General features: G+C 62.5%; 14 protein-coding genes. 6 read left to right on the top strand and 8 right to left on the bottom strand.

What is annotated here, in order from left to right; translation table 11 throughout:
• Positions 1–37 precede the first annotated feature (37 nt).
• Positions 38–949 carry a DUF4382 domain-containing protein gene (locus GQB00_RS19230; RefSeq protein WP_165857481.1) on the top strand — a complete coding sequence of 304 codons (912 nt, stop codon included), beginning with the start codon at positions 38–40 and terminating at the stop codon, positions 947–949.
• Here GQB00_RS19230 and GQB00_RS19225 read toward each other — a convergent pair.
• The 6 genes from GQB00_RS19225 to GQB00_RS19200 all read right to left on the bottom strand — a co-directional run bounded on the left by GQB00_RS19225 (position 946) and on the right by GQB00_RS19200 (position 7,072).
• Positions 946–1,860, bottom strand: a complete 915-nt coding sequence (locus tag GQB00_RS19225; protein ID WP_165857480.1) for a DUF4382 domain-containing protein — start codon at positions 1,858–1,860, stop codon at positions 946–948. The genes GQB00_RS19230 and GQB00_RS19225 overlap by 4 nt on opposite strands.
• Positions 1,861–2,102: 242 nt before the next feature.
• The gene (gene hemL, locus GQB00_RS19220) at positions 2,103–3,383 is read right to left on the bottom strand and encodes a glutamate-1-semialdehyde 2,1-aminomutase (RefSeq protein WP_165857479.1); all 1,281 of its coding nucleotides are present in this window, start codon (positions 3,381–3,383) and stop codon (positions 2,103–2,105) included.
• Positions 3,383–4,054, bottom strand: coding sequence for a thiamine phosphate synthase (gene thiE, locus GQB00_RS19215; RefSeq protein WP_165857478.1), 672 nt, complete (start codon positions 4,052–4,054; stop codon positions 3,383–3,385). Before thiE ends, hemL begins: the two co-directional genes overlap by 1 nt.
• Positions 4,051–4,836 carry a bifunctional hydroxymethylpyrimidine kinase/phosphomethylpyrimidine kinase gene (gene thiD / locus GQB00_RS19210; RefSeq protein WP_165857477.1) on the bottom strand — a complete coding sequence of 262 codons (786 nt, stop codon included), beginning with the start codon at positions 4,834–4,836 and terminating at the stop codon, positions 4,051–4,053. Before thiD ends, thiE begins: the two co-directional genes overlap by 4 nt.
• Positions 4,837–4,861: 25 nt before the next feature.
• Positions 4,862–5,284: a protoporphyrinogen oxidase HemJ gene (gene hemJ, locus GQB00_RS19205; RefSeq protein WP_165857476.1), complete on the bottom strand. Its 423-nt coding sequence runs from the start codon at positions 5,282–5,284 to the stop codon at positions 4,862–4,864.
• A 6-nt stretch (positions 5,285–5,290) separates the two neighbouring features.
• Positions 5,291–7,072 carry a chloride channel protein gene (locus GQB00_RS19200; RefSeq protein ID WP_111497956.1) on the bottom strand — a complete coding sequence of 594 codons (1,782 nt, stop codon included), beginning with the start codon at positions 7,070–7,072 and terminating at the stop codon, positions 5,291–5,293.
• Positions 7,073–7,318: 246 nt separating this feature from the next.
• Between GQB00_RS19200 and argC the strand changes: the two genes are divergently transcribed.
• The 4 genes from argC to erpA all read left to right on the top strand — a co-directional run bounded on the left by argC (position 7,319) and on the right by erpA (position 9,999).
• Entirely contained in the window at positions 7,319–8,356 is a 1,038-nt protein-coding gene (argC, locus tag GQB00_RS19195) for an N-acetyl-gamma-glutamyl-phosphate reductase (protein WP_165857614.1), read from the top strand.
• A 12-nt stretch (positions 8,357–8,368) separates the two neighbouring features.
• Positions 8,369–9,109, top strand: a complete 741-nt coding sequence (locus GQB00_RS19190; RefSeq protein ID WP_111497955.1) for a DUF6776 family protein — start codon at positions 8,369–8,371, stop codon at positions 9,107–9,109.
• A 4-nt stretch (positions 9,110–9,113) separates the two neighbouring features.
• Positions 9,114–9,578 (top strand): bactofilin family protein, encoded by a 465-nt coding sequence (locus GQB00_RS19185; RefSeq protein ID WP_111497954.1) that lies wholly within the window; start codon positions 9,114–9,116, stop codon positions 9,576–9,578.
• A 67-nt stretch (positions 9,579–9,645) separates the two neighbouring features.
• Positions 9,646–9,999: an iron-sulfur cluster insertion protein ErpA gene (gene erpA / locus GQB00_RS19180; protein ID WP_111497953.1), complete on the top strand. Its 354-nt coding sequence runs from the start codon at positions 9,646–9,648 to the stop codon at positions 9,997–9,999.
• A gap of 64 nt (positions 10,000–10,063) precedes the next feature.
• Here erpA and GQB00_RS19175 read toward each other — a convergent pair whose 3' ends face one another.
• Positions 10,064–11,167, bottom strand: coding sequence for an anhydro-N-acetylmuramic acid kinase (locus tag GQB00_RS19175; RefSeq protein ID WP_165857475.1), 1,104 nt, complete (start codon positions 11,165–11,167; stop codon positions 10,064–10,066).
• 7 nt (positions 11,168–11,174) lie between these two features.
• Positions 11,175–12,590, bottom strand: coding sequence for an OapA family protein (locus GQB00_RS19170; protein WP_323127310.1), 1,416 nt, complete (start codon positions 12,588–12,590; stop codon positions 11,175–11,177).
• A 306-nt stretch (positions 12,591–12,896) separates the two neighbouring features.
• On the opposite strand from GQB00_RS19170, the gene tyrS reads away from it, so the two are divergent.
• Positions 12,897–14,099 carry a tyrosine--tRNA ligase gene (gene tyrS, locus GQB00_RS19165; protein ID WP_111497951.1) on the top strand — a complete coding sequence of 401 codons (1,203 nt, stop codon included), beginning with the start codon at positions 12,897–12,899 and terminating at the stop codon, positions 14,097–14,099.
• Positions 14,100–14,450: the final 351 nt, after the last annotated feature.

The raw sequence follows: 14,450 nt of genomic DNA, 5'->3' as shown, positions 1-14,450 counted from the left end.
CTCCGGCCTGCTAGGCCGTATTGGGACGGGAGGTGTCATGCGCAGACAGATCTGGGCAGGGCTGACGGTAGCCGGGCTGGCACTGTCCCTCGCCGGCTGCGAGTGGTGGTTCAGTTTCGGCAGCGACGACGATGACGACGAAGGCCGCCTGACGCTGGCGCTGGCGGACGCTCCCGTCGATGACCTGGCCGCCCTGACGGTGACCGTGCTGGGCGTTGAGCTCAAGCCCGACGGTGACGACAGCGTTACGTTTATCGACGACGCCCCACGCGAGATTGACCTGCTGTCTCTGCAAAATGGCACCACGGCGACGTTGATCGACGACGAGGACGTGCCGGCCGATGACTACGACTGGGTGCGGCTGATCCTCAGCGACGACGGCGATGCCCATACGGCGGAGGGCAGGGACGGCGGCACCTATTCGGTCGTGGTGCCGGCCAGTTTCGAGTCCGGACTGCGTGTGGACGCCGACTTCAGCCTCGACGAGGGTGACGCCATCGCATTGACCCTGGATTTCGACGTGCGCCGGTCGCTGTATGCGTCCTCCGGCGTCGCCGCGGACTATGAGCTTCGTCCAACGCTGCGGCTGGTCGAGAACGATAACGTTGGCGCCATCGTCGGTACGGTGGACAGCTCCACGCTGATCCAGACGGCATGCGATACACCCCAGGATTACGCCGGTCTGGTGTACGTCTACGAGGGCGGGAACGTCACGCCCAATGACCTCGGCGGTGTGCCCGAGCCCATGGTGACGGCGGTCGTCAGCGATGCGGACAATCCGGGGACCTATACCTATTATGCGGGGCTGCTGCCTGCCGGGGACTATACCGTCAGCTACAGCTGCGACCGGGATGATCTGGAGGTGGACGAGTCCCTGTCCTTTCGGGTGCCGGTTTCCGTGGCGGTACGCGCCGGTGTCGAGCGCGAACTCAATCTGGATGGAACTTAGGAGGCGGGAATCTCGACGGAGGTCGTTTCGCCCGCGTTCACCGTGGCGTTCTGCGTGCCGACAAAGGTCACGTCGTCGTCAACCGCGAAGCCGTCGGCGTCCTGGGTTTCCAGGTCGCAGCTGTAACTGACGGTGTATTCGCCGGACGGGAGGAAAGCCGCGATGAAGGTATTTTCACCTGTGCTGGCATCCACCGGGGCTACGGTCAGCGGTTCCACCCCGCTGCCGATGTCGTCCGGTGTGACGTCGGCGCCACTGTGGATGTACACGTTGCCTGCAAATGTTGATGCGTCTGCGCATTCGGTGGATAGCGTCGTGCTGTCGACCGAGCCTGTGAGCGTGCCAACTTCAGCGTTGTCCACCAGACGCAGCGTCGGGCGGAGCAGGTAGTCGCCCGGCCCGCTGCGGTAGGCCAACGACTTACGCACGTCAAAGTCGATGGTGAAGTTGACGGTGCCGCCGGCCGGCACGGTGAAGCCAGAGGTCTGCAGTCCGCGTTGCTGCCCGGACGGAACGCCCAGCGCGTATTCACCGCCGTTGTTGTCCAGTACTACCGAGAAGTTTTCGATGCTTTCCTCGGCCAGTTGCAGCCGCATCCAGCTGTACTCGCCGGCAACGACTTCTTCATCTGTGACCAGCGCTTCCACGTCTCCGTTCTGAAGATCCAGCAGGTTGATATACGCCGGCTCATCCAGCTCGAAGGTGCGGCGTTCGCCGTCGCCCGCCGGCTGGAGGACCACCCCGGTTACGGTGACATTGACTTCCAGCGCGTCGTCGACCGGTGCGTCGGTCAGGCCGACGGAAACGGTCCCCGTCGCCTCATCGTCACCGCCGCTGCCACTGCCGCCGCAGGCGGCCAGGGCCGCTGCCAGCGCTGTGACTGTAAAACCCTGAACCAAGCTCTTATTCATTGGAATACTCTCTCTCATTCCATGTGTTGTTATGGCGACGCTTGTCCGCATCTGTGTTCGCAATGGATATGCGATGCAATACGTCACATTGCTACTTATAGCCCATGCGACATTACGAGGGTTCCTTCCACGGCGTTACGGTCTCTTAACAACCGAGAGATTGGAGAGGAGCGTTCGGCTCAATTGAGGCGGTGAGGGATCAGCCCGGCCAGCCCGGATGGGCTGGCCGGTAATCGTGGGTGTCAGAGGGTTTTCATGACCCGGGCGGCCGCATCCAGGGTGTGCTGGATGTCTTCCTCGCTGAGAGCGGCGCAGGTGAAGCTGGCCTCGAACGCGGACGGCGCCAGATACACGCCCTCCTTGAGCATGCCCTGGAAGAACTGGCCGAAACGCTCCGCGTCACAGCGCATCACGTCGTCGAAGCCGTTGACCTGGTTCTGGTCGGTGAAGAAGAAGCCGAACATGGCGCCGGCGCTCTGCACCACCAGCGGCACGTCCGCCGCCTCCGCCGCGCGCTTGAAGCCGTCACGCAGGCGGTTGGTCTTTTCGATCAACTGGTCGTGGAAGCCGGGCTCGGAAATGGCCTCCAGCGTGGTCAGACCGGCGCGCATGGCCAGCGGGTTACCGGACAGGGTGCCCGCCTGATAGACCGGGCCCAGCGGTGAGATGTATTCCATGATCTCGCGCTTGCCGCCGAACGCGCCCACCGGCAGGCCGCCACCGATGACCTTGCCCAGGGCGGTCAGGTCCGGGGTGACGCCGTAATGGGACTGGGCGCCGCCCAGGGCGACGCGGAAACCGGTCATCACCTCGTCAAAGATCAGCACGCTGCCATGCTGGTCGCAGACGTTGCGCAGTCCTTCCAGGAAGCCCTGCATCGGCGGAATGCAGTTCATGTTGCCGGCCACCGGCTCGACGATGATGGCGGCGATCTGGTCGCCCATCTCGGCAAACACCTTGCGTACGCTTTCGATGTCGTTGTAAGGCACCGTCACGGTGTGTTCGGCCAGGCTGGCGGGAATGCCCGGTGAATTCGGAACGCCCATGGTTAGGGCGCCGGAACCGGCTTTCACCAGCAACGAATCCACGTGGCCATGGTAGCAGCCCTCGAACTTCACGATCTTGTCGCGACCGGTATAGCCCCGGGCCAGGCGCACGGCGCTCATGGTGGCTTCGGTGCCGGAATTGACCATGCGAACCATGTCGATGGACGGCACCAGCTCGCAGATCTTCTTGGCCATGGCCGTCTCGATGGCGGTCGGCGCGCCGTAGCCCACACCCACGTCGATCTGGGCGTGCAGGGCATCGATCACGCGCTGGTCGCGGTGACCCAGGATCATCGGCCCCCAGGAACCGATGAAATCGATGTAGCGGTTGTCGTCCTCATCGTAGAGATACGCGCCTTTGGCGGTCTTGATGAAGAGGGGAACGCCGCCCACGCCCTTGAAGGCCCGCACCGGTGAGTTCACGCCACCGGGAATGTATTGCCGGGCATTTTCAAAAAGGGTTTCAGACTGTGTCATCAGGAGGGCTCCTGTTCGTTCGATGGGCTGAATGCGTTGGTCTGGTTAAACAGATTGGTAAAGGCCCGGGCGCGCGCTTCCACGTCGTCGGTGCCGAACAGGCCGCCAATCACGGCGAGCAGGTCGGCGCCGTGGGCCAGTAGCAGCGGCGCGTTCTCCAGTGAGACGCCGCCAATCGCGCTGACCGGGCGTTCAAGGGTTCGGGCTGACGTCAGAATGTCCGGGTTGGCCGCCGGTGCGCCGGGCTTGGTCATCGACGGGAAAAAGCGCCCGAAAGCCAGGTAGTCGGCACCGTTTTCCAGGGCGGCCCGGGCCAGTTCCAGATCGGCGTGGCAGGTCTGACCGAGGATCGCCTCCGGTCCCAGCATTTCGCGCGCGGCCCGCAGGTCACCGTCACTCTGGCCGAGATGGGCGCCGGCGGCGCCGACGCGCTTGGCGAGCGTCGCGTCGTCGTTGATCAGCAGGGGTACCTGCGCGTTGTCGCAGACACTGACCAGATCCCGCGCCCGGGCCAGGCGCTCGCTGTCGCTGCCGGTCTTGTCGCGGTACTGCACCAATACGACGCCGCCGCGCAAGGCCGCTTCCACGGCCGGCACCAGCTTGTCGCCGGGCAGCAGGCCGGGATCGGTAATGGCGTATAGGCCGCGCCGCCAGTGGGTATATCGGTTCATGACGCCACCAGGGGCACGCCGCGATCGGGAACCGGTTGGCCCTGACCCACTCGTAGCGCCTGCTGGATGGCACAACTGACCAGGTACTGGGAGCGCTCGATGGCGCTTTCCAGCGACCGGCCCTGGGCCAGACCGGCGGCGATGCCAGCCGCCAGGGTGCAGCCGGTGCCGTGGTACTCGCCGCCGTGGCGGTCGATGGTCCATTCCTGCACCGGGGCACCGGCGCGGAACAGCCGGTTGATAATGGCCGGACCGTCGCCGTGGCCGCCGGTCGCCAGCACGCCCGCGCAGCCCGCGTCGATCAGGGATTGGGCGGACGAAGCCTCATCCCCGGAACCGCCCAGTTGGGCCAGCTCGATGCCGTTGGGCGTTATGACACGCGCCAGTGGAAACAGTTCGGCCTTCATGGCGGCGACCAGTTCGTCGTCGGCGAGATCACCGCCACCGGCGGCCTTGATGACGGGGTCGACCACCAGGGGAATGGCGGCGTGTTTGCGGGCGAAGGCGGCCAGTACCTCGACCACTGCCGCGCTGCCCAGGGCGCCGGTCTTGATGGCGTGGATGGGGGTGTCCGCATCCAGGCAGTCCAGCTGGCGCCGGATCAGGTCCGGATCGACCGCTTCGGCGCCGTAGACGTTGCGTGTGTCCTGGACCGTCAGGCAACTCAGGACCGGCAGGGGATGACAGCCCAGCGCCGTAACCGCCTGGATATCCGCCTGGATGCCGGCGCCGCCTGACGGGTCGAGGCCGGACAGGATGAGAACTTGGGGACGTTGATGCATAGCTTGGACCTGTATCGCCCGGTATTCAGAAGGGTCTGACCGTCACCAGGATGACCACGGCCACCAGGATCAGTACCGGGAACTCGTTGAACCAGCGATAGAATACGTGACTGCGTTGGTTGGCGTCGTCACGGAACACCCGCACCAGGTGCCCGCAATACAGATGATAGGCCACCAGCACGGCTACGAGCGCCAGTTTCGCATGCAGCCAGCCCTGGCTGAAATAGGCCGATGGGCTGTAGCTGACCAGCCAAAGGCCAAGCACGATGGTGGCGATCATCGACGGTGTGCCGATGCCGCGATAGAGCTTGCGCTCCATGATTTTGAAGCGTTCGCGCCCGGTCTGGTCCTCGCAGTTGGCGTGATAGACGAACAGGCGGGGCAGGTAGAAGATGGCGGCGAACCAGCACACCACCGCAATGATGTGAAAGGCTTTGACCCACAACATGAAGGATTATTCCTTGCGGTACTGGTAGTAACTTTCGATTTCCGACTTCAGCACGACCCCGATGATCCGCTGGATCATGGGCGCGGCGTGGCGTTGGACGTACAGAGCCTCGCAGCGCCGGTCGCTGAACTGGCCCATGGCCTCGTCCAGCGTCGCCTGATAGGGAATCGGCGCCAGATCGCGCCGGTTGGCCGGGACTTCCAGCAGGTCGATCTCCGGCTTTTTCTCCGGATTCTCCGGGTCGGGCTCGAGCTTGTCCGCATGATCCTCCAGATAGCGCGCCAGGTCCACTGCCGGCATCAGGGCGGTGGGGCCTTTCTGGCCGTCGATGATCAGCCAGCGCGGTTCCGTCTTGAGGATTTCCCGGGCCTCCGCCGGGCCGATACGGCGCTGGGTGCGCCGGATGCTGCGCTCCATGATCGCGCCCACGGAGACCCGGCGCAGTGCCTGGATGATGGGCGAGTTCTGGTAGCTCAGCCCCTGGCTCTTGAGCACCGACAGGAAGATCGAGCGCTGGCCGAACACCTCGCTGGCGACCAGGCTGGACACGGTGATCACCAGCATGCCGGGGAGGATGATGTTGGGATTGCGGGTCAGCTCGATCAGCGCCATCAGCGCCGCCAGGGGTGCCTGCAGCACCGAGCCCATCATCGCGCCCATCCCCAGCATGGCGTAGAAGCCGGTGCTGGAGGCCAGGTCCGGTGCTGCCACGGCGCCGATCAGACCCATGGCGCCGCCCAGCGTGGCGCCGATAAAGATGGTGGGGCCGATCAGCCCGCTGGGCATGCCCAGGCCGATGGTCACCGCGGTGATCACCAGCTTGGTCAGAGCGATCGCAAGCAGCAGGAGCAGGGGGATCTGGTCGTGAATGGTGGCGCTGACCGTGTCATAGCCGATGCCCATGACTTCCGGAACGAGCAGCGCCACGGGCACCATGAGCAGGCCGGCGGCGACCATGCGCAGGAAAATCGGTTGATGGTTGAAGCGCGTCGACATCACCAGCAGGCGCACAAAACCGGCTGAGGCCACGCCGATCACCAGGGCGATGGCCAGGATCCAGGGAATCTCCAGAAGCGAGTTCATGGTCAGGGCCGGTACGCTGAAGGCGGGGGCGGAACCGTAGACCGCCTGGTTGACCACGGCCGAACTCACCGACGCCAGGATCACGGGGGTGAAACCGGTGATGGTGTACTCCATCATCACCACTTCCATCGCGAAGATCACGCCCGCGATGGGCGTGTTGAAGGACGCCGAGATCGCGGCTGCCGAGCCGCAGGCCACCAGGGTGCGGATGCTGTTGTTGGGCAGTTTCATCCACTGGCCGAGCAGGCTGGAGAAGGCTGCGCCCAGGTGCACGGCGGGCCCTTCCCGCCCCGAGGACTGGCCGCTCACCACGGTGCCGACGCCGAACACGAACTGGATGACCGCGCTGCGCAGCGAAATGTAGCCTTGATGGTAGTTCAGCCGTTCCAGCACATAGGTGATGCCCACCTTGCGATCGGAAATCGCCAGTCGGTACATCAGAAAGCCCAGCAGCACCGCGCCGGATAACGGCAGTACGCCGCGGGCGAAAAGTCCCAGCCCTTCAAAGGCTTCGGAATCCCGGTTGGGCAGGAATTCGGAAAGCGGCCACTCGATGGCCAGGCGGAACAGCAGGATGACGGCACCGGTAACGATACCGGAGAGCAGGCCAAGAATGGCCAGCTGCGGCAACGCATCCACCCCGGACAAGCGCCTCCTGAACAGGGGGATCAACTCGCCGGTGATTCGTTGCTTCAGATTCATCATGCGTCAGGGTGCTCGTTGTTGTTCAGAGCCCCCGATCTCGATTGTTATGGTTCGGGAGACGGGATCTGCCGTGGATCGGGGCATGTCGCTCCGGGCGGAGGCTCCTTGGTATGTCAAACGGTATATCAAAGGTAACAATGGCTTATTGTATTGTAATTACGCCACCTTGGGGCGCCAAAAGCCTGATCGATATCATGTTAGACTGTAATTCCTGCACAGTCTGACACGAGCAAAGGAGGAATGGCGTTGATCAAGGTGGGTATTGTCGGCGGAACCGGATACACCGGTGTCGAACTCTTGCGGATTCTGGCCGTCCACCCCGAGGTGGAAGTTACCCTGATCACGTCGCGATCGGAGGCGGGCATGCCCGTGGCCGATCTCTATCCCAATCTGCGCGGTCATTATGACCTGACGTTTTCCGAGCCGGACGAAAAAGCCCTGGCGGCCTGCGACCTGGTGTTCTTTGCCACACCGCACGGCGTTGCCATGCGTATGGTGCCGGGGCTGATTGCCGCCGGTACGCGGGTGGTGGATCTGTCCGCCGATTTCCGGATCCGTGACCTCGATGTCTGGGCCAACTGGTATGGCATGCCGCACGAATCCTGCGACTGGGCCGAGCGGGCCGTCTACGGACTGCCGGAAGTGTTCCGTGAGCAGATTCGCGAGGCGCAGTTGGTGGCCAACCCGGGGTGCTACCCAACCGCCGTGCAGTTGGGCTTCCTGCCGCTGCTCGAAAAGGAGCTGGTCAATCCGTCTCACCTGGTGGCGGATGCCAAGTCCGGGGCCAGCGGCGCCGGGCGCCAGGGCAAGATCGGGATGCTGCACGGTGAAGTGGGGGAGAGCTTCAAGGCCTACGGGGCCTCCGGCCACCGTCACCTGCCGGAAATCCGTCAGGGCCTGGAACTGGCGGCCGGCGGTCGCGTCGGGGTGACGTTCGTGCCGCACCTGCTGCCCATGGTGCGCGGTATCGAAGCCACGCTGTACGCCGAGTTGCGCGATTCCTCCGCCTTCGATTCGCTGCAGGGGCTGTTTGAAGAGCGCTACGCCAACGAGCCGTTTGTCGATGTCATGCCGTTCGGTTCGCATCCGGAAACGCGCAGTGTGCGCGGCGCCAACCAGTGCCGGATGGCGTTGCACCGTCAGGAGGACAGCCCGGTTGTGATTGTCTCCTCGGTGATCGACAACCTGGTGAAGGGCGCGGCCGGCCAGGCCGTGCAGAATATGAACATCATGTTTGGGCTGAGCGAAACCGCCGGGCTCGAAGCACCGGCCCTGCTGCCGTAACGGAGTGACAGTTTGAGCTCCGAGCGCAAGAAACAGGGCGAGTACATCGTCGTCCGGCATCAGCCCGGGCAGAAATGGCGTCGTTTTCTGGTCCTGATGGGCTGTTGTGCCCTGTTTGCTGTGATCGGCTACTTTGCCGGCATGGCCCAGGGCGGCTTCCGGTTCAGCGATGTCACCAAGAGCGACAAGGACCTGACCGGCGAGCTGGCGGATTTGCGTCAGCAGCGTTCGGGTCTTCAGCGGCAGGTGGTTAACCTGGAACGGGGCCGAAAGATCGATCAGCAGGCACTGACCCAGGCGCGGCACACGATTTCCCGGCTTGAGGATCGGCTGGTGGCGGTCAATTCCGATCTGACGTTCTACAAGAACATCATGGCGCCGTCGGAGTCGGCCATGGGGTTGCAGATCCAGCGCTTTGAGCTGGAACCCCGGCGCGGCGACGAGCGTTATCGCTTCAAGCTTGTGCTGACGCAGGTCGGGGAGAACAGCAGTTACATCGCCGGCCTGGTGGCGGTCAACGTTGTCGGACAACGGGGCGGCGAGCGAGAGGTCATCGCGTTGCGCGATCTGTCCGACGACATCGAGAACCTGGGCATTCGCTTCCGCTACCGATATTTCCAGGACGTGGAGGGCGTGATGACCCTGCCGGAGGGCTTTGAGCCCCTTGAAATTCAGGTGGTTGCCAAGGCGGAAGGCCGCAAGGCGACCAAGAGCGAACGCACGTTTGATTGGCAATCTTTAACGGAGAAGTAGCAGCATGCTCGGCAGTAACAAGAAGCAGAAGTCGCGGAAACCGGCTACAGGGCATTTCGATACCCTGATTTCCAGCAAGACCACGGTGGCCGGTGATGTCGAGTTCTCCGGCGGGTTGCACGTGGACGGCCGTGTCCGGGGGAAGGTGATCGCTGAGGAAGGTGCCGACGCCATTCTGCGGATTTCCCAGATCGGAGCCGTCGATGGCGACATCGTGGCGCCGCATGTGATCATCAATGGAACCGTCAATGGCGATGTGTACGCGTCAGAACACCTTGAACTGGCCGAGAAAGCCTCCATTACCGGGAACGTGTATTACAGCCTCATCCAGATGGCGATGGGGGCTGAGGTGAACGGCAGCCTGGTTCACCAGAAGGAACCGGTGGGGCTGCTGCGTCAGGAGCGTCCGGCCGACGATTCGGGGGTATCGGGCGATTCGCCCGCAGCCGATAAAGAGACGGCTCAATAATTGACTGTTTTACTCGGGAATTGGATAATCCCCGGGTAGTTGCTCACGTAATATTCAGGAGGCGACCTTGAGTGCCGTTCAGGAACAAATAGCGACGCCGTTTTTTATCAGCGACAACGCTGTGGCGAAAGTACGCGAGTTGGTCGAGGAAGATGGTAATCCCGACCTGAAGCTGCGTGTCTTCGTGACCGGTGGCGGGTGTTCCGGGTTTCAGTATGGTTTCTCGTTTGATGAAGCCCTGGAAGAAGATGACACGGTCATCGAAAAGGACGGCATTACCCTGCTGGTCGATGCAATGAGCTATCAGTACCTGATCGGCGCGACGGTGGACTATCAGGAGGGTCTGCAGGGTTCCCAGTTTATGGTTCAGAACCCCAACGCCACGACCACTTGCGGGTGCGGCTCCTCCTTCTCCATCTGACCCGGTTCCCGGCCATTCGCGCAACGCAGGATGGCCGCTTCCTTCCTCTTTCCGATAACCCTGATTAGCCGTGGTGGATCGCACCCAGGATACGGGCGCCCCGGGCCCCGGTAACCGCGGGCAGGTTGCCGGGCCGCTGCTCCAGGGTACGTTTGGCCAGCCAGCCAAAGGCGACGGACTCGACCCATTGCGGGTCCAGCCCCAGCACGGCCGTCGTCTCCACGTCGACCAGGGGCAGCGCTTCCCGAAGTCTCTCCATCAGGAAACGATTACGGGCACCACCGCCGCAGATGAACAGCTTCAGGTTCTCGGTGGCCGGTAACTGCATGACCAGCGACCGTACCGTCAATTCCACCAGGGTGCACTGGATGTCGTGGGCTGGCAGCTCCGGGTGACGCGCCACGACCGTCTCGATCCAGGCCTGGTTGAAGCGTTCCTTGCCCGTGCTCTTGGGTGGCTTGCGCCTGAAGTAGGCGTCGCTGAGCATATCCTCGAGCAGGGCCTCGTTGACGGTTCCGGTGCGGGCCCAGTGACCGTCCTCGTCGTAGGGGCGGCCGGTCTGGTCGAGGCACCAGGCGTCGATCAGCGCATTGCCGGGCCCTGTGTCGAAGCCGACGGCTTGGTCCGGCTTGTCCTTGGGCAACCAGGTGATGTTGGCGATGCCGCCGAAGTTGACGATGCAACGGGATTCCTGGCGGCTGGCGAAATAGGCCTGGTGGAAAGCCGGAACCAGCGGCGCCCCCTGGCCGCCGGCGGCCATGTCCCGGCGCCGGAAATCGGCAACCGTAGTGATGCCGGTGCGCTCGGCGATGCGATTGGGGTCGCCGATCTGCATGGAGAATGGCATGGCGCCCCAGGGCTGGTGGCGAATGGTCTGGCCGTGGCTGCCGATGGCGGCAACCTCGCCGGCGTCGAAATCGGACTTGTCGAGGACCCCGGTGGCGGCCTCGGCGAACAGGTCGCCCAGCTCGTGGTCCAGCTCCCCCAGCTCGTCCGGCGTAGCGTGATTGAGAGACGCGCGGCTCACACGCTGGCGGAGGGTATCTGAATAGGGAAGGCTGAACGTGGTGTGGATGTGGATCCGGTCTTCGGGGAAGGAAACCAGCACGGCGTCAATGCCATCCATGCTGGTTCCCGACATCAGGCCAATGTAGGCGGTTGCGGTCACGGCGGTGTTACTCGCTGTCCGGGCCCAGGGCGATCTGGCGCTCGCCGCTGGCTTCGTTGAGTGCGGTCAGTAGCGACTGGGTCTTGGCCTTGAATTGCGTCATTTCCGATTCCGGAATGGGCGAGGCGTCCGGCAGCTTGACCGTTCGCGAGTTGCGCGGTGAGCCGTTGATCCGGAATTCGTAGTGCAGGTGCGGGCCGGTGACCATACCTGACGACCCGACGTAACCTACGGTCTGCCCCTGCTTGACGCGGGTGCCGCGCTTCATACCCTTTCCGATCGCGCGCATGTGGGCGTAGAGGGTGGAGATGTTGTCGCCATGCTGGATGACGACGGTGCGGCCGTAGCCACCCTTCCAGCCGGCGGACAGGATGCGTCCGTCGCCAGCCGCTTTGATCGGGGTTCCCGGCGGGGCGGCATAGTCGGTGCCCTCGTGCGGACGCACGACGTCCAGTACCGGGTGCCGGCGCTGTAGATTGAACGGCGATGAGACCCGGGCGTTGATCGGGGTGCGCAGGAACGCCTTGCGCAAGCTGTGGCCGTCCGGTGTGAAATAGTCGGCGTTGCCCCCGGCGTCGTCGTAGAGCAGGGCGATCACTTCCTCGCCGCGATTGGTGAACTTGGCGGCCAGGATTCGACCCGTATCGATTTTCTCGCCGTCCAGGTAGAGCTCTTCATAGAGCACCTCGAAACGGTCACCCTTGCGGATGTCGTAGACGAAGTCGATGTCCCAGCCGAAAATGCCGGCCAACTCCATGGTCAGGCGATCGTTGAGGCCGGCGTCGCGGGCGGCCAGGTAGAGGGAGCCGTCGATGCGCCCGTGCCGATAGGCCGGGCGGGCTTCCGGTTCGCGGGTGACGATCTCGCCCTGGAAACCGTCGTCCTGCTTGTCGATCACCAGCGATTCCAGGCGGTTGCGCTCCAGTGTGACCTTTTTCAGCTCGCCGTCGGCGTTGCTGGCGAAGGCAATGGTCTCGCCGGCGTAGAGCCGCTCGAGTTTGGCGGCCTCACCCTCGCCGTTGATGACCGAGTACATCAGGGCTGCGTCGAAACCAGCCTTGCTGAACAGGCTGGACAGGCTGTCGCCGGGCTTGATCTCGAAGCGTTGCCATTGCAGCGGGCGGGTTTGGGGCGACGCCGGCGCCTGGTTGACCGGTTCTGTTGAGGATTGCGGTGTTGTCGAAACCACGTCGGCAGTTGGGGCTGGGGCTCCAGAGGGCGTGCTGGCCGCGGTTGGCTCGTTGGCATCAGGGATGTCGGCCGCAGGCTGGATGGGGGCGGTTTTGCCGCTCTCCATGTTCAGGGCAACCGAGACGCGTCCGGCTTCCACCGGCTCGCTGGGACTGATCAGTAAGCTGGCGCCGGTAACGATACCCACGACGCCCAGCGCGACCAGATGTTTTTTCGGAAATTTTTTAAGCACGTCGGTAACCTGTTTTCCCCGGCAAGTCGGTAAGTTCTGTCGGTTTGTTCAATAATTCGTGAAGTATAGTTCAAGGCCCGAAGCATTAAAAAGCATGCGTACCTTTTTCAGCGGCGTTATCGTGCGCCCGGCACGAGCGAAACGACCCTGATATAATGCGTCGGCTTCGTGGCCAAAGTGCTGAATCCTATTATTGTTTGCCTAAAAAATAAACAGCGTGAACTGTATCAGGTTTGTCGGTAACGCCATGAAGCGTTGTGTTGAGCTTTGTTAAATCCGTTGTTTGCCAGATAGAAGGAAGGATGAATGACCGCAATTGACGATGCCCTCGCGCTGATCAAGCGTGGCGTTGATGAGCTTCTGCCGGAAGAGGAACTGGTTGAGAAATTGAAGTCCGGGCGTCGTCTGCGGATCAAGGCCGGCTTCGATCCCACGGCGCCGGATCTGCATCTGGGGCACACGGTCCTGATCAACAAGCTGCGCCAGTTCCAGGATCTGGGGCATGAAGTGATCTTCCTGATTGGTGACTTCACCGGCATGATCGGCGATCCCACCGGCAAGAGTGCAACGCGCCCCCCGCTAACCGACGAGCAGGTGGCCGAGAACGCCCGTACCTATAAAGAGCAGGTGTTCAAAATCCTGGATCCGGAAAAAACCACGGTCGCGTTCAACTCTGACTGGATGAGCAAGATGTCGTCCGCCGATATGATCCGCCTGGCCGGCCAGTACACCGTTGCGCGCATGCTTGAGCGGGATGACTTTGCCAAACGCTACGATGCCAATCAGTCCATTGCGATTCACGAATTCCTCTATCCTCTGGTTCAGGGTTACGACTCGGTGGCACTGGAAGCGGATGTCGAACTGGGTGGCACCGATCAGCGCTTTAATCTGGGGATGGGGCGCACCATCCAGAGTCGTTACGGGCAGGAGCCTCAGGTCATTCTGACGGTTCCGATTCTGGAAGGGCTGGATGGCGTGCAGAAGATGTCCAAGTCTCTCAACAACTATGTGGGCGTCACCGATTCCCCGGGGGAGATGTTCACCAAGCTGCTGTCGATTCCCGATGCGCTGATGTGGCGTTACTTCGAGCTGCTCAGCTTCCGGCCGATGAGTGAGGTCGAAGAGTTTCGCAAGGCCGTCGAGCAGGGCGGCAACCCTCAGGAATACAAGCGCTTGCTGGCTGAGGAAATCATTACCCGCTTCCATGACGAGGAGGCGGCGCGGAATGCGCACAAGTCGGCAGGCAACCAGGTCGCCTTGGGCGAGATTCCCGATAACGTGCCGGAAGTGGATGTGGCGTTGGGCGATCGTTCGGAAGTTCATATCGTGTCCCTGCTCAAGGAAGCGGGGTTGGCCCAGAATGGGAAGGCCGCCAAGGATGTCTTCGCGCGTGGTGCCGTCTACGTGAATGGCGAGCAACTGAAAGACGAGCGGATGTTCGTGGCCGGGGACGATGTGGTCATCCAGGCGGGCAAAAAGAAGATTGCCCGGGTGCGCATCACGGCCTAGCGGCCGAGAGATGGCCCGGTTCCTCTATATAGAAGAGGCGCTCTATATAGAGGAGCTGGGTCGTCACCGTCTTTTTTGAGATTTTTTGAAAAAGGCGTTGACGGGTTCGGAGAAGTCTGTAGAATGCGCATCTCTTTCGAGGGGCACGCCACTGAGGCGGGCCAGAAATCGAAAGGCAACCGGCTGATTTGCTTGAAGAATTTGATTTAAATTTTCTCGAAATCAACGGTTGACAGGGTGGCGAAACAGCGTAAAATGCGCGCCACCTTGAACGGGTCAGCCGGCAACGATTCGGCGGTTTCGGAAGCATCGAAAACGCTGAAAAATAACGGTTGACAAGGTTGAGAAGCG

The organism is Marinobacter sp. JSM 1782161, from assembly GCF_011421605.1.
GTDB classification, from domain to species: domain Bacteria; phylum Pseudomonadota; class Gammaproteobacteria; order Pseudomonadales; family Oleiphilaceae; genus Marinobacter_A; species Marinobacter_A bohaiensis.
The sequence above is the reverse complement of the archived record's forward strand: the minus strand, read 5'-3'. Positions and strand labels throughout refer to the sequence as shown.